This window comes from Pseudooceanicola antarcticus, from assembly GCF_900215355.1.
Lineage (GTDB): Bacteria > Pseudomonadota > Alphaproteobacteria > Rhodobacterales > Rhodobacteraceae > Pseudooceanicola > Pseudooceanicola antarcticus.
Genome location: NZ_OBEA01000005.1, coordinates 317,154 through 339,903, shown reverse-complemented (window position 1 = coordinate 339,903; position 22,750 = coordinate 317,154). Strand labels below are relative to the sequence as shown.

18 protein-coding genes and 2 tRNA genes are annotated in these 22,750 nt (G+C 66.4%); 9 read left to right on the top strand and 11 right to left on the bottom strand.

Features of this window, described 5'->3' with window-relative positions:
• Positions 1–91 precede the first annotated feature (91 nt).
• Genes CRO50_RS14410 through CRO50_RS14400 form a run of 3 tightly spaced genes read right to left on the bottom strand, consistent with a single transcriptional unit; the run spans position 92 to position 3,582 of the window.
• Positions 92–1,459 carry a sensor histidine kinase gene (locus CRO50_RS14410; protein ID WP_097146612.1) on the bottom strand — a complete coding sequence of 456 codons (1,368 nt, stop codon included), beginning with the start codon at positions 1,457–1,459 and terminating at the stop codon, positions 92–94.
• Positions 1,456–2,187, bottom strand: coding sequence for a response regulator transcription factor (locus CRO50_RS14405; RefSeq protein ID WP_097146611.1), 732 nt, complete (start codon positions 2,185–2,187; stop codon positions 1,456–1,458). Before CRO50_RS14405 ends, CRO50_RS14410 begins: the two co-directional genes overlap by 4 nt.
• Positions 2,188–2,205: 18 nt before the next feature.
• Positions 2,206–3,582, bottom strand: a complete 1,377-nt coding sequence (locus CRO50_RS14400; protein WP_097146610.1) for a trypsin-like peptidase domain-containing protein — start codon at positions 3,580–3,582, stop codon at positions 2,206–2,208.
• Between the two features lie 217 nt (positions 3,583–3,799).
• Between CRO50_RS14400 and CRO50_RS14395 the strand changes: the two genes are divergently transcribed.
• Complete coding sequence (locus CRO50_RS14395; RefSeq protein ID WP_097146609.1) at positions 3,800–4,486, top strand: hypothetical protein; 687 nt, start codon at positions 3,800–3,802, stop codon at positions 4,484–4,486.
• Positions 4,487–4,501: 15 nt separating this feature from the next.
• On the opposite strand, the gene CRO50_RS14390 is transcribed toward CRO50_RS14395, so the two are convergent.
• The 6 genes from CRO50_RS14390 to CRO50_RS14365 form a co-directional block, all read right to left on the bottom strand.
• Positions 4,502–5,113, bottom strand: coding sequence for a TetR/AcrR family transcriptional regulator (locus CRO50_RS14390; protein ID WP_097146608.1), 612 nt, complete (start codon positions 5,111–5,113; stop codon positions 4,502–4,504).
• Positions 5,114–5,502: 389 nt separating this feature from the next.
• Positions 5,503–6,480: an NAD(P)H-dependent flavin oxidoreductase gene (locus CRO50_RS14385; protein ID WP_097146607.1), complete on the bottom strand. Its 978-nt coding sequence runs from the start codon at positions 6,478–6,480 to the stop codon at positions 5,503–5,505.
• A gap of 159 nt (positions 6,481–6,639) precedes the next feature.
• Positions 6,640–6,714, bottom strand: a tRNA-Gly gene (locus CRO50_RS14380).
• 66 nt (positions 6,715–6,780) lie between these two features.
• A tRNA-Gly gene (locus CRO50_RS14375) sits at positions 6,781–6,855 on the bottom strand.
• A 91-nt stretch (positions 6,856–6,946) separates the two neighbouring features.
• Positions 6,947–7,612, bottom strand: a complete 666-nt coding sequence (locus CRO50_RS14370; protein ID WP_097146606.1) for an SH3 domain-containing protein — start codon at positions 7,610–7,612, stop codon at positions 6,947–6,949.
• Between the two features lie 181 nt (positions 7,613–7,793).
• Entirely contained in the window at positions 7,794–8,219 is a 426-nt protein-coding gene (locus CRO50_RS14365; RefSeq protein ID WP_097146605.1) for an organic hydroperoxide resistance protein, read from the bottom strand.
• A 133-nt stretch (positions 8,220–8,352) separates the two neighbouring features.
• Between CRO50_RS14365 and CRO50_RS14360 the strand changes: the two genes are divergently transcribed.
• Both CRO50_RS14360 and CRO50_RS20200 read left to right on the top strand, forming a co-directional pair.
• A complete protein-coding gene (locus CRO50_RS14360) occupies positions 8,353–8,832 on the top strand; it encodes a MarR family winged helix-turn-helix transcriptional regulator (protein WP_097146604.1) in 480 nt (159 codons plus the stop codon).
• 60 nt (positions 8,833–8,892) lie between these two features.
• On the top strand, positions 8,893–9,051 hold the full coding sequence (locus tag CRO50_RS20200) for a hypothetical protein (RefSeq protein ID WP_179747293.1): 159 nt from the start codon (positions 8,893–8,895) through the stop codon (positions 9,049–9,051).
• A 229-nt stretch (positions 9,052–9,280) separates the two neighbouring features.
• Here the strand turns inward: CRO50_RS20200 and CRO50_RS14355 are convergent, their stop codons facing one another.
• Positions 9,281–12,724 carry a pyruvate carboxylase gene (locus CRO50_RS14355; protein WP_097146603.1) on the bottom strand — a complete coding sequence of 1,148 codons (3,444 nt, stop codon included), beginning with the start codon at positions 12,722–12,724 and terminating at the stop codon, positions 9,281–9,283.
• Positions 12,725–12,948: 224 nt separating this feature from the next.
• On the opposite strand from CRO50_RS14355, the gene CRO50_RS14350 reads away from it, so the two are divergent.
• Complete coding sequence (locus CRO50_RS14350) at positions 12,949–15,492, top strand: ATP-dependent helicase (protein ID WP_099459233.1); 2,544 nt, start codon at positions 12,949–12,951, stop codon at positions 15,490–15,492.
• Positions 15,493–16,336: 844 nt separating this feature from the next.
• Here CRO50_RS14350 and CRO50_RS14345 read toward each other — a convergent pair.
• The gene (locus tag CRO50_RS14345) at positions 16,337–16,552 is read right to left on the bottom strand and encodes a DUF1127 domain-containing protein (RefSeq protein ID WP_097146602.1); all 216 of its coding nucleotides are present in this window, start codon (positions 16,550–16,552) and stop codon (positions 16,337–16,339) included.
• 573 nt (positions 16,553–17,125) lie between these two features.
• Between CRO50_RS14345 and CRO50_RS14340 the strand changes: the two genes are divergently transcribed.
• The 5 genes from CRO50_RS14340 (at position 17,126) to CRO50_RS14320 (ending at position 22,686) form a co-directional block, all read left to right on the top strand.
• Positions 17,126–18,214: an Mrp/NBP35 family ATP-binding protein gene (locus CRO50_RS14340; RefSeq protein WP_097146601.1), complete on the top strand. Its 1,089-nt coding sequence runs from the start codon at positions 17,126–17,128 to the stop codon at positions 18,212–18,214.
• A 769-nt stretch (positions 18,215–18,983) separates the two neighbouring features.
• Positions 18,984–19,505, top strand: coding sequence for a division/cell wall cluster transcriptional repressor MraZ (locus tag CRO50_RS14335; protein ID WP_097146600.1), 522 nt, complete (start codon positions 18,984–18,986; stop codon positions 19,503–19,505).
• 3 nt (positions 19,506–19,508) lie between these two features.
• A complete protein-coding gene (gene rsmH / locus CRO50_RS14330; RefSeq protein ID WP_097146599.1) occupies positions 19,509–20,540 on the top strand; it encodes a 16S rRNA (cytosine(1402)-N(4))-methyltransferase RsmH in 1,032 nt (343 codons plus the stop codon).
• Entirely contained in the window at positions 20,537–20,908 is a 372-nt protein-coding gene (gene ftsL, locus CRO50_RS14325) for a cell division protein FtsL (protein ID WP_097146598.1), read from the top strand. The genes rsmH and ftsL overlap by 4 nt, the downstream gene beginning before the upstream one ends.
• Positions 20,905–22,686 carry a peptidoglycan D,D-transpeptidase FtsI family protein gene (locus tag CRO50_RS14320; RefSeq protein ID WP_097146597.1) on the top strand — a complete coding sequence of 594 codons (1,782 nt, stop codon included), beginning with the start codon at positions 20,905–20,907 and terminating at the stop codon, positions 22,684–22,686. The genes ftsL and CRO50_RS14320 overlap by 4 nt, the downstream gene beginning before the upstream one ends.
• Positions 22,687–22,750: the final 64 nt, after the last annotated feature.

The following is a 22,750-nucleotide window of genomic DNA, read 5'->3' as shown; positions in this document are numbered from 1 at the left end:
CATTTGGGCCCTGGTCGGAGAGGATGAGGGTGGCTTGGCACCCACCCTGCGGCCGAGCCCGCCCGCCGCGCCAGGTGCCGGGCCTCCCGGCTCAGTCGGCAAGCCGTGGCCAGGAGATCTCTATCCTGAAGCCTTTGGCGGTGTCGGGCAGGGCCAGCCTGGCGCCGTGGTGGGTGGCCACGGCCTGCACCAGCGCCAGACCCAGCCCGTGGCCCGGCACCGCGCGGTCGCGCTCGGCGCGGACGAAGCGGCGGGTCACCTCGGAGCGGATCTCTGCGGGCAGGCCGGGGCCGCTGTCCTCGACCACCATCAGGTGGCGCGCCTCGCTTGGGTGCAGCGACAGGGCGATGGTGTCGCCCGGCGCGCAGAACTTGATCGCATTGTCGAGCAGGTTGGTCAGCACCTGGGCGATCAGGTTGCGCTCTGCCAGCACTATGCAGCCAGCAGAGAGATCGGCGCCAAGCGACAGGCCCTTGTCCTCGGCCAGCGGCTGATAGAGCTCGACCAGCTCGGCCGCGAGCTCTGACAGGTCGACGGGGCTGAACCCCGGACGTGTGCCCGAGGAGGCCTCGGCGCTGGAGATGTCGAGCAGCGCGTTGAAGGTGCGGGTGGTGGCGTGGATCTCGGCCTCGAGCTCTGCCTTGCGTTCGCCGGGGGCGTCGAGGGCGCGGATCTTCTGCAGGATGCGGTTGAGCGGTGTGCGAAGCTCATGGGCAATCAGGTCCGACAGGCTCTGCGTGGCGCGGTTCAGCGCCTCGATGCGGTCGAGCATGGCATGGACGTGAGTTTCCAGCAGGCCGAACTCGTCGTCCGGGCGCTGCCCCGGCAGCCGGGCCGAGAGATCCCCCGCGGCGACCCGGTCGGCCAGCCGGTTGATGCGCTCGATCCGCGCCAGCACCCAGCGGGAGGTCAGCCAGCCCGCCAGCAACGCCAGGGCCACCAGCCCCGCCGCCACCGGCAGGATCACCGCGCGCAGCCGCGCCAGGGTCGCCTCGCGCGGGGTCTCGGCGCGGGCGGTGAGGAAGCGGAAGCCGCCGGGCAGCTCGCGGGCGATGCCGCGATAGGCGATTTCGGTGCCGCCGGGACCCAGGGGCAGGTGGTAGACCAGCACCGGGTCAGGCGCGAAACGCGCCCCCTCGGGCGCGATGCCCAGTGGCCAGCCGTCGATATTGCCCGCCAGCTTCACGCCCTCGCGGTCCTGCAGCAGGTAGATGGCCTCGTCCGGCACCATGGTTTCCGAGCGGAAGTCGATGGCCTGGCGCAGGGCGGGGATGCGGCGCTGCTGGTAATTGGCCGCGAAGGCCTCAAGGTCGGTCTCGAGCAGTTCGGCCTGCCGCGCCGCCAGGGCGCGGGCGGTGAGCTGGTATTGCAGCCCCATGGCAGAGAGCGAGATCACGATGATCCCCGCCGCGATGCCCAGGGTGACCCGAAGCGAGGCCGTGCCGCGGCGATGCCTCATGCCCGGCCTGCCGCGCCGGCGCCATCGCGCGCCGGGTCGAAGACATAGCCCTCGCCGCGCTCGGTATGGATGACCGGCTGGCCCGCCGCCTGTTCCAGCTTGCGCCGCAGCCGACCCACATGGACGTCGACGACATTGGTCTGCGGGTCGAAATGCAGGTTCCAGACGTTCTCGAGCAGCTGCATCCGTGTCACGACCTCGCCGGCGTTGCGGGCAAGGAAGGAGATCAGCTCGAATTCCTTGGGACTGACCGGCACATGGGTGGCACCCACGTGCACGGTGCGGGCCTTCATGCGGATCTCGAGCGCGCCGAAGACCGCCAGGTCGTTGTCGATCCCTCCCATGGAGGCGCGGCGCTGCAAGGCGCGCAGCCGCGCGCGCAGCTCATCTGGGTCGAAGGGTTTTGCGAGGTAGTCGTCGGCGCCCTTCTCCAGCCCCTCGATCTTGTTGGCGGCCCGACCCAGGGCCGAGACGATCATCACCAGCGCCGTGGAGCCCGCCGCCCTGATCCGGGCGATGGCGTCGATCCCGTCGCCGCCGGGCAGCATGCGGTCGAAGACGATGATGTCCCAGCCGCCGGAGGAGGCCTGCGCCAGCCCCTCGTCATAGGTGTCGACCAGATGCGCTTCGGCGCCCAGATCCAGGGCTGCAGAGCGCAGGGCCTCGGCGGCCTCGAGGTCGTCCTCGACGATCAGGATGCGGGGGGCGGGGCGCGGGGTGTCTTGCATCAGCTCATCCGGGGCAGCTCAGAAGGGGATAACGTCGGGGTCCAGCGCATTGCCGGTCAAGGGTCGGTTGAGCGCCGGTCGGGCGGCCGGGTCAATCAGCACATGCAGCATGCGCCCCTCGCGGGCGATGCGCAGCAGGGCGGCACCCCGAAGGCGGGCCATGTCGGGCAGCGGGGCGGACTGGCCATTGACCGCCTCGATCCGGTCACCTGCGGCAAGACCGGCGATGAAGGCGGCACTTTCGGGGGCGACTTTCAACACCCGCCGCCCGTCGAGCACCACCCCGCTGACCGTCGGCGCGCGGCGCGCCGCGGGCTGGGTCTGGGGAGCGGGGGTCTTGGCGGAGGCCGGGCCCGCGCTTTGGGCGGGCAGGGTGAGGGTCAGCTCCATCGCCTTGGGAAAGTCGCCCTCGGGCGTGGTGCCGGGGCGGTAGAGGCGCAAGGACAGGGGCCCGGCGCGCTGTTCTTCCAGCGCGAAGGCCAGGCTGCCGGGGCGGCGCAGCTCGCGCCCCGCGAGCGAGAGCAGGATGTCCCCCGGCAGCACCCCCGCCCCTGCGGCGAGGCTGCCGGGGATCACGTCCTCGACCAGCACGCCGCCGGGCAGCTTGTGGCCCAGAAGCCGTGCCATGCGCGGGCTCAGCGGGCGCAGGCTGAGGCCCAGCTCCGGCACCTCGGGCAGGATGCCCGCCAACAGGGCGTCGACGACCGCGATCGGGATCGCAAAGGCCACCCCGTTGAAGTAGCGCGAGCCATCGGCGATGCGTGCATTGACCGCCACGACCTCTCCGTTTGTGTTTAGCATTGGCCCACCGGAGGAGCCCGGGTTGGTCGCCGCATCGTGCTGGTAGTAGGCCAGCGGCACCGAGGGCTCGACCTGCCGCGCCGGGTTGGACAGCGCGCCTCGGCTGAGGCTCTGCGGAAGGCCAAGCGGCGCACCGAGGGCGTAGAGCGTCTCTCCGGTCCGGGGTGCCAGGGCGGCGGCGGAGAGGGGCTCCATCGAGACAGGCTCGGTGAAATCGTAGATCGCCAGGTCGCGGGCGCGATCAATCAGGCGCAGCCGCAGGTGCAGGACCCATTGCGCGTCACCGCTGCCGAAATGCGCCGCCAGCCAGGGCCGCCCCGCAGAGACATGGGCATTGGTGACCACCACCGGGTCAGTGCCGTAGACGAAGCCGGACCCCAGGAAGACCTGCCGGTCCTCGACCTCGGTCAGCCGCAGCGTGGCCCGCAGGGCGCGTTCAAGCGCCTCCGGGGGCACCTCGGCCTGCAAGGGCGTGGCGGCATGCGGCTCGGCAAGGGGGGCAGCGCCAAGGGGCAAGGCCGCCAGCGCCGCAATCAGCAGGGCCCGGCCGAGCAGCGGCAGCGGGCGGCGGGTCAGGATGGCGGGGTCTGGCATTCTGGGCGCTCCGGTCCTTGGCCGAGGGTCTCCGGGCGCTGATCGTCGGGGCCATGTCCGGAGTGGATCTCAATTTCTAGGCCTATCCTGCGGTTCGCGGCAACTCACATGACAAGTGTCGTCACCCGGCCCCCGGACCCGGCCCAAGACGTAGAAACCCTTTGAAACATGAATCCGCACGGGCAAGACTGACCGTATGGTTTCCAGGAGCGCATTGATGATGAGACATGCCTTGACCCGCCTGACACGGCTCTGCCCCGGCCTGCCGGGCCTCTGCGCGCTGGCGCTGGCGGCCCTGGCCGGGGCAGCCGCGCCGGCCCAGGGGCAAAGCGTGATCCGCAATGCCGAGCTTTCGGCGCGTCTCTTCGAGGCGGCGGAAGAGCTGCGCGACCCGATGTTGGCGGTGGCGGCGGCAAGGCTGCGCAAGTCGGTGCTGGCCATGCAGATCGTCCGCACCCCCAGCCGGCAGGGTCCCGCCCCGGTTGGGGTCGTGCCTCAGACCCGGCTCCTGTCCTGGCAACAGATGCTGGCGCGCGCCCTTGAGATGTCGGATGGCAACGAGACCATCGCGCGGCTGGCCGACGACGTGAGATTCGCCGGCACCAAGGGCGTGGCCTCGGGGCAGGTCTATTCGATCTCGACCATCGCGGGCAGTGGCAGGGACAGTTATCCGCCGCTCGAATATGTCGGCGGAGATTATGCCGAGGTCTATGTCGAGGCGCAGCACAAGGATGCCGACCTGAACCTCTTTGTCCGGGACGCGCAGGGGCGGCTGGTCTGCTCGGATACCGATGTCAGCGCCATCGCCTATTGCGGCTGGCGTCCGGCGCGGTCCGAGTTCTTCACCGTCGAGGTCGAGAACCGGGGCACGGTCGCCAGCTCCTATTCGCTGATCACCAACTGAACGGGGCGCGCGCGTTCAGCGCGTGGCCAGGCCGTAGACCAGCTGTTCCAGGAAGGCCTCGGCCTCGCTGCTGTTGTCCACCTGGCCCGTCAGGTACTCCTGCGGGTAGGCCACCATCCAGTTGACCGCAGAGGTCAGGAAGATCGCCGTCGACTTGCTGTCGAGGGGGCGCATGCTGCCCTCGGCCACGGCGGCATCCAGCAGCTCGGCGATGTGGTTGCTCAGCGCCGCGAGCCGCTCGGTGATCGTGTCCCGCATCGGGGCGGGCAGGGCACGCACGTTCATCCGGGTGGTGTAGGTCCCGCCATCGGCCATCACCTCGCGCAGGAAGGTGAAATAGAACGTCTTGAAGCGGTCCAGGGCGCTCTCGCCCTCATGCGCGCGTTCGCGGGCGCGCTCCCCGGCTTTCAGGCTGAGCTCGATACATTCGTAGAGAAGCTCTTCCTTGTTGCGGAAGTAGTAGTAAAGCGCGGTCTTGGTGACGCCGATCCGGTCGGCGATCTCGTCCAGAGATGTCGCGTGATACCCTTTTTCGTTAAAAAGCCGGGAAGCCACGCGCAGCGCCGCGCGCCGTTTGCGTTCCCGCAGCTCTTCGCGAGAGGCGATCTCCCCGTTCCAATCTGCCATCAGTCCCTCAAAGTCGTGTCCCTATACGGCGGGAGAAGAATCAGAGCCACGTCTCCTCGCCGTCGCAGACAAATTGTATTGGCGAAAAGCCCGGAGCGGTATTGCCCCGCAGGAAAGTTTCCTGACCCTACAGTCATTTGGCCCTTGATCGGCACTGGAACCTGCTTTCCGCGTACAACTTTATAGAAGCAAGCCCTCATATTGTGAAAGCACTCATCCAGTAATGAGAAAAGGCCCGCTCAAATTAAATTGAGCGGGCCAATTCATCAATAAATCGCCGGTGACGGGCTCTCGCGGCTGCCCCGAATCGCCTGGAGCGATTTCGGGCAGCGGCTAATCCCTGAGCGTTTCGGCGCGTTCCCGGCCGGCAGCGGGGACGGGACGGGCCCCTAGGACCAACCCAACTGCGCTGCAAGGCGCGTTTGCGCGGCCTTGAACTCGGCCTCGATGCGGTCGACGAGCTTGGCTGCGGGCAGAATCTCGTCCACGGCACCGATGCCCTGGCCCGAGCCCCAGATTTCCTTCCAACTCTTGGGCTTGGCCCCGCCGAAATCCATCTTCGAGGGATCGGAGATCTCCAGCGCCTCGGGGTCGAGACCGGCCGCGGCGACCGAGGGTTTCAGGTAGTTGCCCCAGACCCCGGTGAAGAGGTTCGAGTAGACGATATCGGAGGCGCCGCAATCGGCGATCATCTGCTTGTATGCGGCCTGGGCATTGGCCTCTTCGGTGGCGATGAAGGCCGAGCCCGCATAGCCGCCGTCGGCCCCCATGGCCAGCGCGGCCAGCAGGCTGTCGCCCTTGGCGATGGCACCCGAAAGGAAGAGCGGGCCGTCGAACCAGGCGCGGATCTCCTGGATCAGCGCGAAGGGCGACAGCGCCCCGGCATGGCCGCCGGCCCCGGCTGCGACGGCAATCAGACCGTCTGCGCCCTTCTCGATGGCCTTGCGGGCGAAACGGTCGTTGATCACGTCATGCAGCACGATGCCACCGGCGGAATGGGCGGCCTCGTTGACCTCGGGGCGGGCCCCCAGGGAGGTGATCCAGACCGGTACCTTGTGCTTGACGCAGATCTCCACGTCGCGTTCCAGCCGCACGTTCGACTTGTGCACGATCTGGTTCACCGCATAGGGCGCGGCGGGGCTGTCGGGGTTGGCCTGGTTGTGGCGGTCGAGCTCTTCGTTGATCCGCACCAGCCAGCGTTCCAGCTCGATCGGGTCTCCGGCCTTCTCGCGCGCATTGAGCGCCGGGAAGGAGCCGACGATTCCCGCCTTGCACTGGGCGATGACCAGATCGGGGTTCGAGATGATGAAAAGCGGGCTGCCGATCAGCGGCAGACGCAGGTGAGAGAGCGCTTGGGGCAGGCTCATGGTTTCCTCCCGTGACATGTCCTTGGGGAAGAAGTGGCATGCGCGATGCGAGGTGTCACCTTTGTCGCTGCGTCACGAGGAATGCGCTTCCGACATGCGGAACACCAGCGGCGTCAGCCTGGCTGACGTCGTTGTACTGGTTGTCTCGGTGAGAGAAGTTGGAGCGGGCGAGGCGATTCGAACGCCCGACCCTTACCTTGGCAAGGTAATGCTCTACCCCTGAGCTACGCCCGCTTCCTTGGCGATGGACTTTCGTCCGAGGTATACCCTTCAGGCATCGCTGCCTGAGAAGGACCAAATTGGAGCGGGCGAGGCGATTCGAACGCCCGACCCTTACCTTGGCAAGGTAATGCTCTACCCCTGAGCTACGCCCGCACCGTTTTGGTGAGGCACGATGTATAAAGAAGCCCCGGCGGCTGCAAGAGGAAATTTCGGCCGACCGGAGGAATTTTCACCCGACGCGAAGTCAGTCCACCGCGCCACGCTTGCGGGCAAAGTAACTTGCCAGCCGGGCCTGGCTGATATCGCTGTCATAGCAGATCGGCGCATAGCCTCCGGGCCGCGACCATGCGGATCGCCCGCCGCAGCGGCGGCCGCCGCGGTCGATATTGTAGGGGCAGGGGCAGGAGCCCGGGTAGGAGGCAATGCTCTGGCGGATGATATCGCTGCGGGCCCTGGTGATCTCGGCTGTGCTCGGGGCGGCGACCTGTCGCTTGGGTTTCGGCTTGGGCGCAATCTTCAGCGGGTCGCCCGGTGCGGCGGCCGTGACTGGCGAGAGATAGCGCGCCGATGCCCAGGCCGAGCCTGACTGTGTGCCAAGCCGGGCCCAGCCCTGCCGTTGCTCCAGCACAGAGACATTGGTCCCCTGGGGAAGAACCATCATGACCGGATAGGAGGTCGAGGGACCCGAGCGCAGGTTGAGCCTGCTTGCCGTCACCACGTGGAGCTGGCCCCTGGCGGTCGCCGAAAGCCCGGCGGACTGAGGGGCGACGCGCGCCACCTTGTCCGGATCGACAAGGCCGGGCGTCGTGGTGCCCCGCTGCGCAAGCTGCGCAGGGCTGGTGTCGGCACCGCTGAAAAGGGCCCCAAGCCCGGCCATGATCAGAACTATGACTGTCAGCTTCCCGCGCATCACCCGCCCCCCGGCCGTGTAGGTTCCCCTTGCGTCAACAAGCGTTAACACAAGTTAACGACGGATCAATCCTGGCCGCACTGTCCGGGGAGGCCGCTCAGTTCTTCGCTGCCGAAGGCGGGGCGCGGCTGTCACCGCGGTTCGGAACACCGGGACCGGCTGCGCGGCCCCGGTGCAGAGATCAGGCGCGGGAAAGGCTGACGTCGATATTGCCGCGGGTGGCGTGGCTGTAGGGGCAGACCTCGTGGGCGGCGGCGATCAGCGCGTCGGCCTCATCGTCGGGCAGGCCGGGCAACTCGATGCTGAGCGCGACGGTCAGGCCGAAGCCGCCATCCTCACGCTTGCCGATGCCGACCTCGGCGTTGGCCTTGGCATCCTCGGGGACGGTCTTCTTCTGCATCCGGGCCACGGCCTTCAGGGCCGAGAGGAAGCAGGCGGCGTAGCCCGCGGCGAAAAGCTGCTCGGGGTTGGTGCCGGCGCCGCCGGCGCCGCCGAGTTCCTTCGGCGTCACCAGCGCGACCTCAAGTGCGCCATCGGCGGTGGCGGCGCGGCCTTCGCGGCCTCCCTCTGCGGTTGCCTTGGTGGTGTAGAGCGGGGTGATGGACATGGGAAGCTCCTGTGTATCGAGTGCGATTCTATCGTGTGCGATATACATGGCCGCAGGTCGCCCAGGTTTCAAGTCTTGCGATAAGATCGCGCGCGATTTAATTTGCGTCACCCATCCGAGGAAGGGATGCCCGATGTCCGAGACCACCCAGAGGATCTTGCCGCCGACCGAGGCGCTGATCTGTTTCAATCTCTACGCGGCCAGCCATGGCTTCATCCGCCTCTATGCGCCCTATCTCGAGCGCATCGGGCTGACCTATCCGCAGTTCCTGGTGCTGCTGACGCTGCGCGGCCCCGAGGGCGAGGGACAGCCCCAGGGGGTCGGAGAGCTGGGTGCCCTGCTGGGCATGGAGAGCAACACGCTTTCACCGCTGCTGAAACGGATGCAGGGGGCGGGGCTGCTGACGCGCACCCGTTCCGAGGAGGACGAGCGCCGGGTGGTGATCGCCCTGACCGAAGCGGGCCGGGCCCGAGCCGAGGCCGCGGCCGAGGTGCCGGGCTGCATCGCAAAGGACACCGGGCTCAGCGAAGAGGATTATCACACCACGCTGGAGGTGCTGCGCAAGCTGCGCGGACAGATCGCCGGGCTGGACGGCAAACCCGCCACGGAGTAACAGCAGCAACCTGCGGCGTCTTGATCCGCGGATGAGGGCCAGGAGCCACAGGAGACGACGATGGATTATTCGAAGATGGGTGCGCCGAAAGCGCACAAGGGTGTGCCCAAGCACAAGCCCAAGGGCGGCGAGCGCAATGCGCAGCAGGCAGGTCGGGCGTCGAAGGAAGAGCTTCTGGCGCGGATGAAGAAAGCCGCCGAGGCGCGCAAGGCCGACTGACGGCCTTTGACGGATGCAGGGGGCGCGGCAGATATCTTGCCGCACCGTCCATCGCAGGCAGACCGACGGGGCAGGGGGCTCTGCCCCCGCGCCTTCGGCGCTCCCCCGCAGTATTTTCGGCCGTCGGATGGATATGGGGCCTGTTACCCCCTCCAGCGGCTGAAGACGCCTCTGAGCGGGCTGCGGGAAACGCCGCCCTGGCGGACGGGGGCAGAGCCCCCATCCTGTTTCACTCTTCGTATTCGACCAGCAGGTCCTTGGCGTCGATCTGGGCGGCGGCGGTCACATGCACCGCCTTGATCACCCCGTCCCGGTCCGCATGCAGGCCGGTCTCCATCTTCATCGCCTCGATGGTCAGGATCAGGTCGCCCTGCTTGACCTCCTGCCCGGCGCTGACCCCGATGGAGGCCACAACGCCCGGCATCGGCGCGGCCACATGGGCCGGATTGGTCGGATCGGCCTTCACCCTTGCCGCCGCACCGCCGGTGACCGAGCGGTCCGGCACGCGGATGACGCGGGGCTGGCCGTTCAGTTCGAAGAAGACCCGCGCCTCGCCGTCCTCATGGGTTTCCCCGACCGCCTGCAGGCGGATCTCGAGCGTCTTGCCAGGGTCGATCTCGGCCGAGATCTCCTCTCCCTGTTCCATGCCGTAGAAGAAGGTCTTCGTGGGCAGGGTGCGCACAGGGCCATAGGCCTCGTGGCGGGTGGCGTAGTCCAGGAAGACCTTGGGATACATCAGGTAGGAGTTCAGATCCTCGTCATCCACCTCGGCCCCGCCCAGCTTCTGCGAGATCTCGGTGCGGACGGCGTCGAAGTCCACGGGGGGCAGGTGCTTGCCGGGGCGTTCGGTATTGGGGGCCTCACCCTTGAGGATCTTCTTGACCAGCGGGGCCGGGAAGCCGCCCGGAGGCTGGCCCAGGTTGCCGCGCATCATGTCGATCACGCTGTCGGGGAAGGAGATGTCGCGCTCGGGGTCCTCGACCTCTTCGCGGCTCAGCCCCTGTGAGACCATCATCAGGGCCATGTCGCCGACGACTTTAGAGCTGGGCGTCACCTTCACGATATCGCCGAACATCTGGTTCACCTGTGCATAGGTATGGGCGACCTCGTGCCAGCGTTCCTCCAGCCCCATGGAGCGCGCCTGCGCCTTGAGGTTGGTGAACTGGCCGCCGGGCATCTCGTGCAGGTAGACCTCGGAGGCCGGCGCCTGCATGCCGCTCTCGAAGGCCACGTACTGGCTGCGCACGGCCTCCCAGTAGTCGGACATGCGGCGGATTTCCTCGATATCGAGGCCGGTGTCGCGGTCGGTATGGGCCAGGGCCTCGACGATGGAGCCGAGGGTCGGCTGCGAGGTATTGCCCGAGAAGCTGTCCATCGCCGCATCGGCCGCATCGACACCCATCTCGGCGGCGGCCAGGATCGTGGCGCCGGCGATGCCCGAGGTGTCATGGGTGTGGAAGTGGATCGGGATGCCGACCTCTTCCTTCAGCGCCTTGATAAGCACCCGCGCGGCGGAGGGCTTCAAGAGGCCCGCCATGTCCTTCAGGCCAAGGATGTGCGCGCCTGCGGCCTCGAGCTCCTTGGCCATGGCGACGTAGTACTTCAGATCGTACTTGGCGCGGTCGGGGTTGAGGATATCGCCGGTGTAGCAGACCGTGCCTTCGCAGATCTTGCCGGTCTCGACCACCGCATCCATGGCGACGCGCATGTTCTCGACCCAGTTCAGGCTGTCGAAGACGCGGAAGACATCCATGCCGGCGGTGGCGGCCTGCTTGACGAAGCTTTCCACCACGTTGTCGGGGTAGTTGGTGTAGCCCACCCCGTTGGAGCCGCGCAGCAGCATCTGGGTCAGGATGTTGGGGCAGGCGGCGCGGATATCGCGCAGGCGCTTCCAGGGGTCCTCTTGCAGGAAGCGGAAGGCCACGTCGAAGGTCGCCCCGCCCCAGCATTCAAGCGAGAAGAGCTGCGAGAGGTTGGCCGCATAGGAGGGCGCCGCCTTGATCATGTCGATCGACCGCATCCGCGTCGCCAGCAGCGACTGGTGGCCATCCCGCATCGTCGTGTCGGTGATCAGCAGCGGCTTCTGCGCCAGCATCCAGTCGGCGACGGCCTTGGGGCCCTTCTCGTCCAGCAGGGTCTTGGTGCCGGGGGGCACCTCGGGACCATGGGCGGGCGGATTGGGCAGCTTGAAGCCTTCCGGCAGACCGGCGCGGCCCTTGGTCTCGGGGTGACCGTTCACCGTCACGTCAGCGATATAGGTCAGCACCTTGGTGCCGCGGTCGGCGGGGGTGCGGAAGTCGAAGAGCTCGGGCGTCGTGTCGATGAACTTGGTGGAATACTGGTTCGACAGGAAGGTCGGGTGCTTCAGCAGGTTCTGCACGAAGGCGATATTGGTCGAGACGCCACGGATACGAAACTCGCGCAGGGCGCGGTCCATGCGGGCGATGGCCTTTTCGGGCGTCTGCGCCTTGGCGGTGACCTTGACCAGCAGCGAGTCGTAGTAACGGGTGATCACCCCGCCCGCGTAGGCCGTGCCGCCGTCCAGGCGGATGCCCATGCCGGTGGCGGTCCGGTAGGCCGAGATACGGCCATAGTCGGGGATGAAATTGTTCTGCGGGTCCTCGGTGGTGATCCGGGTCTGCAGCGCATGGCCGGTCAGGCGCACGTCGTACTGGCTGGCCTTGCCGGTGGCCTCCGACAGGCTCTTGCCCTCGGCGATCATGATCTGCGCCTGTACGATGTCGATGCCGGTGACCTCTTCGGTCACGGTGTGCTCGACCTGCACGCGGGGGTTCACCTCAATGAAGTAGAAACTGCCGGTCTCCATATCCATCAGGAATTCGACCGTGCCCGCGCATTCGTAGTTCACATGCTGGCAGATCTTGCGGCCCAGCTCGCAGATCTCCTCGCGCTGTGCTTCCGAGAGATAGGGGGCAGGGGCGCGTTCGACCACCTTCTGGTTGCGCCGCTGGACCGAGCAGTCACGCTCATACAGGTGGTAGATGTTGCCCTGCTTGTCGCCCAGGATCTGCACCTCGACGTGGCGGGCGCGGGTGATCATCTTCTCGAGGTAGCCCTCGCCGTTGCCGAAGGCGGCCTCGGCCTCGCGGCGGCCCTCCAGCACCTTTTCCTTCAGCTCGTCCGGGCCCTCGATCGGGCGCATGCCGCGCCCGCCGCCGCCCCAGGAGGCCTTAAGCATCAGCGGATAGCCGATCTCGGCCGCCTCGGCCTTGATCGTGTCGAAGTCATCGCCCAGCACCTCGGTCGCGGGAATGACGGGCACGCCGGCCTCGATGGCGACCTTCCGCGCGCTGGCCTTGTCGCCAAGCGCCCGCATGGTCGCGGCCTTGGGGCCGATGAAGGTGATGCCCGCCGCGTCGCAGGCATCGACGAACTCGGGATTTTCGGACAGCAGGCCATAGCCCGGATGGATCGCATCCGCGCCCGAGGACTTGGCCACCCGGATGATCTCCTCGATCGAGAGATAGGCCGCGACGGGACCCAGCCCCTCGCCGATGCGATAGGCCTCATCAGCCTTGAAGCGATGCAGCCCCAGCTTGTCCTCCTCGGCATAGACGGCAACTGTCTTTTTGCCCATCTCGTTTGCCGCGCGCATGATCCGGATGGCGATCTCGCCCCGGTTTGCTATGAGAATCTTCTGGAATTCGGCCATGTCTGCTCCCCGTGATGCAGGCTATTGGTCGACGGTCTCTCCGCCCTGGTTAACAGGAAACGCGATGCCGCAACGCAGCGCAACCGCGAATATAATTTGCATGAACAATTATCCCGCTCAGCGAATAGCTTGATTGCACAAAGGGTCGCGCTGCCTTGCCAATGGGCGGAACGGAATGGGAACGTCTCTTTCCCTCGCCGCGCGATTTCGCTATTCTTGGGGGCATGAGCAGTTTTTCCGAAGATGACGCCTTCGAGGCGGCCAGCAAGCCCGCCCGCACGCCGCTGTCGCAGCGTGCCATGCAGGCGTCGCGCCCGACGACCTACCTGGACGATCTGAACCCCGCGCAGCGCGAGGCGGTGGAGGCCCTAGACGGCCCCGTGCTGATGCTGGCGGGGGCGGGGACGGGCAAGACCAAGGCCCTGATGGCCCGGGTAGCACATCTCATCTCGACTGGTCGTGCTCGCCCAAACGAAATATTGGCAGTTACTTTTACCAACAAGGCTGCCAAGGAAATGAAGGACCGTCTTGCAGTCACGCCTTTCGACATCAAGGCCCCGATTCCATGGATGGGAACGTTCCACTCTATCTGCGTGAAGCTGTTGCGTCGCCATGCAGAGCTCGTAACCTTGAAAGAGATCAGTGCTCGGGAGTTGAAGTCACATCCGAATGCTATCCTGGAAGATCTGGGAGTGAATGTAGAGCGCGCGCGCTCAACCTCGCAGGATGGACCGCACCTAAAATCCAATTTCACCATTCTAGACACCGACGACCAGATTCGCTTGCTCAAACAAGTGATCGCTGCCGCCAACATAGATGAGAAGCGCTGGCCAGCGCGGCAGCTGGCGGGTCTCATCGATCATTGGAAAAACCGTTGTTGGACGCCAGGAAAGGTGCCCGCTTCCGAAGCTTCTGCTTTCAATAGCATGGGAACGGAGCTCTACGAGCAGTATCAGCAGCGCCTCATGGAACTGAATGCCGTCGACTTTGGTGACCTCATCCTTCACATGGTGACCATCTTCCAGGCCCATCCGGACGTGCTGGAGCAGTACCAGCGCTGGTTCAAGTACATCCTCGTGGACGAGTACCAGGATACCAACGTGGCCCAGTACATGTGGCTGCGGCTGCTGGCGGGTGGCCACAAGAACATCTGCTGCGTCGGCGATGACGACCAGTCGATCTACGGCTGGCGGGGTGCCGAGGTGGGCAATATCCTGCGCTTTGAAAAGGACTTTCCCGGCGCCAAGACGGTGCGGCTGGAACAGAACTACCGCTCGACGCCGCATATCCTGGCGGCGGCCTCCTCGGTGATCTCGGGCAACGAGAATCGCCTCGGCAAGACGCTCTGGACCGACAAGCCCGACGGCGAGAAGCTGCGCCTGATCGGCCATTGGGACGGCGACGAGGAAGCGCGCTGGATCGGTGACGAGATCGAGGCGCTGGAGAAGGGCACGCGCGGATTGCGACCCTATTCGCCCGACGATATGGCGATTCTCGTCCGCGCCTCGCACCAGATGCGCGCCTTCGAGGACCGCTTCCTGACCATCGGCCTGCCCTACCGCGTCATCGGCGGCCCGCGATTCTACGAACGGCTCGAGATCCGCGATGCCATGGCCTATTTCCGCCTGGTGACCTCGCCCGCTGACGATCTGGCCTTCGAGCGTATCGTCAACCAGCCGAAACGGGGGCTGGGCGACAAGGCGCAGCAGAAGATCCAGATGACGGCGCGGGCCAATGGCACTTCGCTGCTGGATGGGGCGCGTATCCTGTTGCAGGATCAGGGGCTTACCGGCAAGGGGGCGGCGCAGCTGTCGCTCTTCGTCGACCAGATCGATCGCTGGCACGAGGTCGCGCGGCTGCATTACTCCGCCGCGGCCCTGGCGGACGAGGACGACGTGATCCTGGACGAGGACCGCCCGCTGGCCCCCTTCGGCCATATCGAACTGGCCGAGCAGATCCTAGACGAATCCGGCTACACCGAGATGTGGCAGAACGACAAGAACCCGGATTCGCCGGGGCGGCTCGAGAACCTCAAGGAACTGGTCAAGGCGCTGGAGAACTTCGAGAATCTGCAGGGTTTCCTCGAACATGTCAGCCTGATCATGGACAACGAGAGCGATGATGCCGAGGCCAAGGTCTCGATCATGACCCTGCATGCGGCCAAGGGGCTGGAATTCCCGGTGGTCTTCCTGCCGGGCTGGGAAGACGGGCTCTTCCCCTCGCAGCGCTCGATGGACGAATCGGGCCTGAAGGGACTCGAGGAAGAGCGTCGCCTGGCCTACGTGGGCATCACCCGCGCCGAGGAAATCTGCACGATCTCCTTCGCGGGCAATCGCCGGGTCTTCGGGCAATGGCAAAGCCAGCTGCCCTCGCGCTTCATCGACGAGCTCTCGGAAGAGGATGTCGAGGTGCTGACGCCGCCGGGCCTTTACGGCGGCGGCTTTGGCGCGGCCTCGGGCGGCTCGGTGCAATCGGGCATGGAAAAGCGCATGACCGAGGCCAATGTCTACAATTCCCCCGGCTGGAAGCGCATGCAGGCTCGCGCCAGCGACCGCCCCGTCAGCCAGCCCCGCGAAACCCGCGGCTCGGTCATCGACATGACGGCGACCTCGTCCCACACGGTGGGTGAGCGCGTCTTCCACCAGAAATTCGGCTACGGCGAGATCGTCGGCGTCGAGGGTGACAAGCTCGAGATCTCCTTCGACAAGGCCGGGGTGAAGAAGGTGGTGGCGAAATTCGTCACCAACCCGGACGACGTGCCCTTCTGAAGCCGGGCAGGGGGCCGTGCCCAAGACGCGAGACGCGGCGGCACGGTTCAATTTCGTCACTCTCTTGATGCGGCGAAGGTGCGGGTAGGGGGCTCTGCCCCCTCTTGAGCCCTCGCGGGCTCAATTCACCCCCGGAGTATTTTCAGCCTGGTGATGCGCATGGGGCAGGGCGGAAGGGCGCCCGCCTTTTCCATGAAGGGCGTGGCACGCTCCTGTTGCATAGGGAGGGCGCCGTGCCGGGCACCGTCACCCCTGCATCATCACCAGGCTGAAAGTACTCCGGGGGTGAGGGCGCGCGCAGCGCGGCCGAGGGCGCGGAGCCCACTTCTTCCCAAGCACATGTTTTTGAAAATGAAAACGGCGGCGCTCAGGGAGGAGGAGAGAGCGCCGCCGTCATCTAACGCGGGTCCAGGGAGGAGGAGAGGACCGGCGTATCTGGGCCAAGCGTCCGGCGGGAGCAGGGAGGAGGAGAGCTCCCGCCGGTCTTGGCATCACCGCTCAGGGAGGAGGAGAGAGCGGCGAAACTGTTGGGCTCGGACCTGTGGAACGACCCCGGAATGATGTCCGGAGATGCCAGGGAGGAGGAGAGGCATCTCCGGGATACAACGGGCGCTCAGGGAGGAGGAGAGAGCGACCGTATTCTTGGTCAGTGTCCGGCGGGAGCAGGGAGGAGGAGAGCTCCCGCCGGTCCTGACATCACCGCCCAGGGAGGAGGAGAGGGCGGCGAACTGTTGGAGCATGTGCTCCGATGTTAGGTGCGACGGTGCCAGGGAGGAGGAGAGGCACCGTCGCCAGTCTCAGTGGGCCCAGGGAGGAGGAGAGGGCCGACTGATCCCAGGTGTCGTTACGCCGAGGCGCCGTAGGCTTCCTCGTAGGCGACCGACTTGATCATGGACCGATGCAGGCCGAGGTCCTTCAGCTCACGGTTGCTGAGCGCGGACAGCTCGTTGATGCAGCGGCGATACTTTGCATACCGGGTGTAACGGTTGGCGATGCCACCGATGATGCCGGAGAAACCTTGAGCGGCCGGAGCGGCCTGGGTGTAGTTTGCGTATGCCATTTCAACTCATCCTTACGTAACGGTCTCGGTAGACGTTCGTGTCTATTGCGGGGCTCCGAAGCTCTGCGCCGCGTTGGCGCTAACTTGCGAGCATTCATTGCCGCCGCTGTTGATCCTCTTTTCCCCCATTTGCTGCGAATGCACAATCGCCGGTTCTACAACGCCGCTATGCAGCAAGTGCATAAGAGGCGTTGACCTAATAGCGCGGGGGGCGCTCTGCACAGAATCCGGGCAGAATGTGAACAAACCCCTTATAAACAAGAACCCCCTTGTGACGTAGGGTCACGATTATCATTTGAGCACTTACAGAACCGATCAGCCCCGGGCCGCCTCGGGGGTACGGCGCAAACAGGGGGGCTGAAGGCCTTGAGAGGTCAAATTTTGCTGCGATGCAGCATTCGCGCCGCGCCAGCGTGATCGCCATGGGGGCGGCCCGCGTGGAATGGGGGGGGAGGTCCGATTGTGCGGGGTTGCGCCGGGGCGGCCCTTGTCCCTGCCGTCAAAATGCGCACCTTAGGCCCGAAGCCGCCCGCGCCCGTCGCGCGGGGCGGAAAGGACCTGAAGGAGACAACCGTGCCCGTCACTCGTGACCAGATCCTGGGAGAGCTGCAAAGGCTGACCCTGCCCGACGGCGGCAATCTCGTCAGCCGCGACATGATCCGCGCCCTAACCATCGACGCGGGCCAGGTGCGCTACGTGATCGAGGCGCCCGATCCCGCCACCGCCCGCAAGATGGAGGCGATCCGCGCCGCCTCGGAAGAGCTCGTCGCCGCGCTGCCCGGAGTCACCCGCGTTGCCGCGGCGCTGACCGCCCATGAAGAGCGCGCAGCGCCGCCGCCCCCGCCGCAGAGCGCTCCGCCCAGCCTGAAGATGGGCGGTCACCCCAAGCCCACCACCACGGCCATGCGCCCCGAGGGGGTGAAGCACATCATCGCCATAGGTTCGGGCAAGGGGGGTGTCGGCAAGTCGACCGTCTCGTCCAACCTCGCCGTGGCGCTGGCTGCCAAGGGCAAGAAGGTGGGTCTGCTCGACGCCGATATCTACGGACCCTCCCAGCCCCGCATGATGGGCTGCGACAAGCGCCCCGCCTCGCCCGACGGCGAGCACATCGAGGCGCTGCACGCCCATGGCGTCACGATGATGTCCATCGGCAACATGCTGGACGAGGGCAAGGCCGTGGTCTGGCGTGGCCCGATGCTCATGGGGGCGATGCAGCAGCTGCTGACCCAGGTGCAATGGGGCGAGCTCGACGTGCTGCTGATCGACCTTCCCCCCGGTACCGGCGATGTGCAGCTGACCCTGGGCCAAAGGTCCTCGCTCGATGGTGCCATCGTGGTCTCGACGCCGCAGGACGTGGCGCTGCTGGATGCCCGCAAGGCCATCGACATGTTCCAGACCCTGAAGGTGCCGCTCTTCGGCATGATCGAGAACATGTCTTCTTTCATCTGTCCCGAATGTGGCCACGAGGCCCATCCCTTCGGCCATGGCGGCGTGGCCGCCGAGGCGCAGAAGCTGGGCGTGCCCCTGCTGGGCAGCCTGCCGCTGGATCTCGAGACCCGTCTGGCGGGCGACAGCGGTCGCCCGGTGGCCCTGGAAGGCGGCGTGCAGGCCCGGGCCTATCATGACCTGGCGGACCGGCTGATCGAGGCCGGGCTGGTCTGAGCCTCTCTGCAGGCCGTCTCGGGCGGGCGCCCTGGCGGACTGTATATATAGAGACTGCATTTATAGAGAGAGACGAGAGGGGCCCACGCGGGCCCCTTTTGCTGTCCGGCCCTCGGCGGGCGGGATCTGGCCGGTCTGGCTGCCCTGGAAGAGGGCAGGCAAGCACGAATCACTGTCGCTCGCGCCGCCGGGAGGGGCCGTGATCGCCTCTCTGGCGCCGGTCGAGCGCGCCTTCAGCCGGTGTGACGGGAAAATTCTGGATTCTCGTGGGATCGGATGGGAGGCCCTGCCTGTCAGGGTTTGAACCGCAATATCTGGTATGTTGAAGGCTGAGGGGCGCAAATTGAGCCGGGATTTTCGCTCTCGACTCCTCAAGGTCTTGTGTTTAGACCATCTGAATCACAAGATTTTCCGTCCAATCCCACAGAAACCTATTGATAACCATGCGGTCCCATGCCATTCATGATTGCAGATGAAACGGGGCACCAAGGGACGCAAGATCCCGAAGCTCTAGGCAGTTAGTAATACAGGCAGCCCCCTTCATCAGAATACTGAGATCCGGCGTGCGGGGCGAGCAGACATCCCCCCAGGTGGCCGCGCGCAGTCGGACAACCCGGAAACGGGACGAGGGACGGCGGATAGGGCAGTGGCAGCAGTCCTATCCGCCGCTTTCCGTTTCAGGGTCGCGCAATAGGCGCAAGTTTTCAATCCTGGGTTAAAGAGGGCCGGCAGAGTTTTGCGAGCACGGCGGTTCAGAGGTGAAGAGGAGTTGAAGCTCGACTCCAAGGCGCGGGTCTCGATTCCCGCCCGCTTCCGGTCCGTGCTTGAATCCCAGGATCCCGATTGGGACACCGGCCGCAACGTCCAGATGATCGCGGTCTACGGCGACCACCTTGCAGATTGCGTCGAATGCTACACGGTCGAGGCCATGGCCGAGATCGACGAGCTCATCGACGAGATGGAGCAGGGCGACCCCGAGACCGACGCCTTCATCGACTGGTACCAGACCCAGGCGCAGGATTTCTCCATCGACGACTCCGGCCGCATCGTCCTTCCGGCGGTGCTGCGCAACAAGATCGGCGTCGCGCCGGGAGAGCCGCTGACCTTCGTCGGGCGTGGCAAGACCTTCGAGATCTGGAAGCCCGAGAAGTTCCAGGCCAGCCGCGCCGCGAAGGCGGAAGCGCTGACCGAGGAGGGCTCGTTGCAGATCCGCAATGGCCGGGTCAACACCCAGGCCGTCTTCGACAAGATCCGCAAGCGGCGCAGTGCCGCTGCCGTGGAAGGGGGCTAGGCCATGGCTGGCGGTCCCTCCACCTCGGGCGCCGGGGCACCGCATGTCCCCGTCCTGCTGCGGCCGCTGCTGAAGGCGGTCTCTCCCGTGTCCGGCACCTGGATCGACGGCACCTTCGGTGCCGGCGGCTATGCGCGCGGCCTGCTTGAAGCGGGTGCCGACCGGGTGATCGGCATCGACCGCGACCCGATGGCTCTCGAGATGGCCGCAGGCTGGGCCGGCGGCTACGGCGACCGGCTGCAGGTGGTGCAGAACAATTTCGCCAATCTCGACGAGGTCGCCGCCGAACACGCCCCCGAGGGGCTGGACGGCGTGGTGCTGGACCTTGGCGTCTCTTCCATGCAGCTCGACCTTGCCGAACGGGGCTTTTCCTTCATGAAGGACGGCCCGCTCGACATGCGGATGAGCCAGGAGGGGCCCTCGGCCGCCGACCTGGTCAACGACCTGGAAGAGGCCGAACTGGCCGACATCATCTATCTCTACGGCGAAGAGCGCGCCTCGCGCCGCATCGCCAAGTTCATCACCCGTGCCCGCGCCGACGCGCCCTTCGAGACCACGCTGCAGCTGGCCGACCTGGTCGAGCGCGCGCTTGGCCGGGGCAAGCCGGGGCAGAGCCACCCCGCGACGCGGACCTTCCAGGCGCTGCGTATCGCGGTGAACGATGAATATGGTGCCCTGGCCGAGGGCCTGATGGCCGCCGAACGGGCGCTGAAGCCCGGCGGGCAGCTGGCGGTGGTCAGCTTCCATTCTATCGAGGACCGCATGGTCAAGCGCTTCTTCCAGCTGCGCACCGGCCATTCGGGCAACGTCAACCGCTACGCGCCGGTGCAGGAGGCCGAGGAGGCCGCCTTCACCCAGAACACCAAGAAGGGCATCGGTCCCGACGACCAGGAGCTTGAAGAGAACCCCCGGTCTCGCTCGGCCCGCCTGCGCGTCGGCATTCGCACCGCCAAGCCCGCCGAAGACATCGACCGCGCCGCCCTGGGCATGCCGGGCGCGCAGGCCGCCGGAAAGAACAGGGGAAAAAGACGATGAGAACCTTTCTCTATCTGGCCTCCGCTCTCTGCGTGATCGGTCTGGCCTTCTGGGCCTACCGCGAAAACTACGAGACCCAATCCGCAATCTCCCGCTCGGAAGAGCTGCAGGGCGACATCGCCGAGGCGCGCACCCGGCTTTCCATGCTGCGCGCCGAATGGGCCTATCTGAACCGCCCCGACCGCCTGCGGGACCTGGCCGAGATCAACTTTCCCGACCTGCAGCTGCAACCGCTCGACCCGCAGCAGTTCGGCAAGATCTCCCAGGTTCGCTTCCCGCCGATAGCGGCGCCCGAGGTGGTCTTCAACAATCCCGTGGATGTCTCCTCTCTGGGACCGGCCGCGGACCAGGCGGGGGCAGGAGAATGACCCGGACCCCGCTGCGCCCGCTGGCCCGTATCCTCGACGCCCGCGCCAGGGGCGAGAACCCCGACGTGATCGAGCGCGAGAACATCCGCATGCGTCACGAGGTGATGCGCGACCAGGCCCGTGCCCGTGCCCAGACCCGCCTGTCGGTGCTGGGCATTGCCTTCTTCTGCGCCTTCTCGGTGATCGGGCTGCGCATGGGGGTCATGGCGGCCTCGGATGCCGCCGAGCCGCGTGCCGCTTCCGCCACGCCGGTGGTGGCCGCGACCCGCGCCGATATCACCGACCGTGAAGGTCGCCTGCTGGCCACCAACATGGAGACCTCGGCGCTCTACGCCCATCCCCATCAGATGATCCAGCCCGAGCGCGCGGCGCGCGAGCTGGCCCGCATCTTCCCCGAGATGGACGAAGAGACGCTGAAGCGGCGCTTCACCGGCAACGGCAAGTTCTACTGGCTGCGCCGCACCCTGTCGCCCGAACAGCGGCAGCTGGTGCATGACATCGGCGAGCCGGGCCTGCTCTTTGCCCGCCGCGAGATGCGGCTCTATCCCAATGGTCCCGTGGCCGCCCACCTCCTGGGGGGCGCCGGTTTTGACCGCGAGGGCACCCAGTCGGCCGAGATCCGTGGCGTCGGCGGGCTGGAGCATGAGTTCGACCAGCAGCTCTCTGATCCCAGCCGGGCCGACGTGCCGCTGCAGCTCTCGGTCGATCTGACCGTGCAGGCGGCGCTCGAGCAGGTGCTCTCGGGCGGCATGAAGCTGATGAAGGCCAAGGGCGCCGCTGCGGTGCTGATGGACGTGGACACGGGCGAGGTGCTGGCGCTGGTCAGCCTGCCCGACTTCGACCCCAACGACCGCCCCCATGCCCCGACCTCGGGCCACCCCGACGACAGCCCGCTCTTCAACCGCGCGGTACAGGGCGTCTACGAGCTGGGCTCGGTCTTCAAGGCCTTCACCATCGCCGAGGTTCTGGAAGAGGGGATCGCCAAGCCCGACACGATGATCGACATTCGCGGCCCGATCCAATGGGGCCGCTTCCGCATCCGCGATGACCACTACCTCGGCAAGGAAGCCGACGTGCGCAAGATCCTGGTCGAGAGCTCGAACATCGGCACCGCGCGGCTGGCGCAGCAGATCGGCATCGAGCGCCACCAGGCCTTCCTGCGCCGCCTGGGCATGATGGAGTCCTCTCCGCTGGAACTGCCCGAGGCCGGCGCCGCGCGCCCCGATGTCCAGTCCAACTGGTCCGAGCTGACCACCATGACCGTCTCCTATGGCCACGGCATGTCGGTCTCGCTGATGAATGTCGCGGCAGCCTATGCGGCGATCGGCAATGGCGGGCGGCTCCTGAAGCCGACGCTGCTGAAGCGCCACGGCGCGCCCGAGGGCAGCCGCGTGATGTCCGAGACCACCGCCCGCGAGGTGCAGCAGATGCTGCGCGAGGTGGTCACCGAGGGCACGGCCTCCTTCGGCGAAGTGGAGGGCTACGAGGTCGCCGGCAAGACCGGCACGGCCAACAAGGTAAAGCCCACGGGCGGCTACTACGAGGACCGGACGATCTCGACCTTCGCGTCGATCTTCCCCGCCTCCGATCCGAAATACACCCTGGTGCTGATGCTCGACGAGGCCGAGACCTACATCTACGGCGAGGACCGCCGCACCGCAGGCTGGACCGCCGTGCCGGTCGCCGCCGAGGCGATCCGGCGCATCGGACCGCTGCTTGGGCTGCGGCCGCTGATTGAACCCGACCGGACGGCTGATATAACCCTGACATCGAACTGAGCGCCGGAGCGGCCGGTGACAGGGTCGACCCAACCGCCAGCCCGGCGGGGGGCAGGGGCAGTTG

Excerpts from the sequence above, each read along its gene's own strand:
- CRO50_RS14410 (WP_097146612.1), bottom strand. The coding sequence starts at position 1,459 with ATGAGGCATCGCCGCGGCACGGCCTCGCTTCGGGTCACCCTGGGCATC.
- CRO50_RS14405 (WP_097146611.1), bottom strand. The coding sequence starts at position 2,187 with ATGCAAGACACCCCGCGCCCCGCCCCCCGCATCCTGATCGTCGAGGAC.
- CRO50_RS14400 (WP_097146610.1), bottom strand. The coding sequence starts at position 3,582 with ATGCCAGACCCCGCCATCCTGACCCGCCGCCCGCTGCCGCTGCTCGGC.
- CRO50_RS14395 (WP_097146609.1), top strand. The coding sequence starts at position 3,800 with ATGATGAGACATGCCTTGACCCGCCTGACACGGCTCTGCCCCGGCCTG.
- CRO50_RS14390 (WP_097146608.1), bottom strand. The coding sequence starts at position 5,113 with ATGGCAGATTGGAACGGGGAGATCGCCTCTCGCGAAGAGCTGCGGGAA.
- CRO50_RS14385 (WP_097146607.1), bottom strand. The coding sequence starts at position 6,480 with ATGAGCCTGCCCCAAGCGCTCTCTCACCTGCGTCTGCCGCTGATCGGC.
- CRO50_RS14370 (WP_097146606.1), bottom strand. The coding sequence starts at position 7,612 with ATGCGCGGGAAGCTGACAGTCATAGTTCTGATCATGGCCGGGCTTGGG.
- CRO50_RS14365 (WP_097146605.1), bottom strand. The coding sequence starts at position 8,219 with ATGTCCATCACCCCGCTCTACACCACCAAGGCAACCGCAGAGGGAGGC.
- CRO50_RS14360 (WP_097146604.1), top strand. The coding sequence starts at position 8,353 with ATGTCCGAGACCACCCAGAGGATCTTGCCGCCGACCGAGGCGCTGATC.
- CRO50_RS20200 (WP_179747293.1), top strand. The coding sequence starts at position 8,893 with ATGGATTATTCGAAGATGGGTGCGCCGAAAGCGCACAAGGGTGTGCCC.
- CRO50_RS14355 (WP_097146603.1), bottom strand. The coding sequence starts at position 12,724 with ATGGCCGAATTCCAGAAGATTCTCATAGCAAACCGGGGCGAGATCGCC.
- CRO50_RS14350 (WP_099459233.1), top strand. The coding sequence starts at position 12,949 with ATGAGCAGTTTTTCCGAAGATGACGCCTTCGAGGCGGCCAGCAAGCCC.
- CRO50_RS14345 (WP_097146602.1), bottom strand. The coding sequence starts at position 16,552 with ATGGCATACGCAAACTACACCCAGGCCGCTCCGGCCGCTCAAGGTTTC.
- rsmH (WP_097146599.1), top strand. The coding sequence starts at position 19,509 with ATGGCTGGCGGTCCCTCCACCTCGGGCGCCGGGGCACCGCATGTCCCC.
- ftsL (WP_097146598.1), top strand. The coding sequence starts at position 20,537 with ATGAGAACCTTTCTCTATCTGGCCTCCGCTCTCTGCGTGATCGGTCTG.
- CRO50_RS14320 (WP_097146597.1), top strand. The coding sequence starts at position 20,905 with ATGACCCGGACCCCGCTGCGCCCGCTGGCCCGTATCCTCGACGCCCGC.